Origin of the sequence: Acidithiobacillus albertensis, assembly GCF_001931655.1 — a bacterium.
GTDB classification, from domain to species: domain Bacteria; phylum Pseudomonadota; class Gammaproteobacteria; order Acidithiobacillales; family Acidithiobacillaceae; genus Acidithiobacillus; species Acidithiobacillus thiooxidans.
Map to the genome: position 1 here is coordinate 1 of NZ_MOAD01000075.1, position 594 is coordinate 594.

1 protein-coding gene is annotated in these 594 nt (G+C 58.8%); it reads right to left on the bottom strand.

Annotation, left to right across the window (positions count from 1 at the left end):
• The coding region (locus tag BLW97_RS18010) for a P-type ATPase actuator domain-containing protein (RefSeq protein WP_479714976.1) at positions 1 to 534 on the bottom strand (534 nt) is incomplete at its 3' end.
• Between the last annotated feature and the right edge of the window lie 60 nt (positions 535 to 594).

Below are 594 nucleotides of genomic sequence, written 5' to 3' on the forward strand. Positions count from 1 at the left end.
GGAGGTGGCCTCTACGACCAATCGCCCATCATGGCAGATGGTGCCACCCACTACGTTGTCATCCATGGTCTTGACCGAAGGCAGTGGTTCGCCGGTCAGCATAGCCTCGTCTACATGCGCGCGCCCTTCGACTACGCGTCCGTCCACTGGAATGCGTTCACCAGGGCGCACTACGATGCGCTCGCCAGTGCGCAGTCGCGATACCGGTACCTCGTGCTCGATACTGTTTGCATCCAGCCTATGCGCGGTCTTTGCCTGCAAACCGACCAACTTGCGAATGGCCGATGAGGTGCGGCCCTTGGCTAACCCCTCCAAGTACTTGCCAGCGAGTACGGCTGCGATAACGACTGCGGCTGAATCGAAATACACATGTCGTGCATTGAGCGGAAACCACGCGGGTGCTACTAACACCAATGCGCTGTAAGCCCACGCGGCACCCGTGCCGGTGGCCACCAGGGAGTTCATGTCTGGCGAAAGGTGACGGTAGGCGATCAGTCCCGGCTTAAAAAACCGCCTACCGGGACCGAACAACACGATACTGGCAAGCACAAACTGCACCCACTCCCAGAAATGTGCAAAAGGGCTGGTGATCAT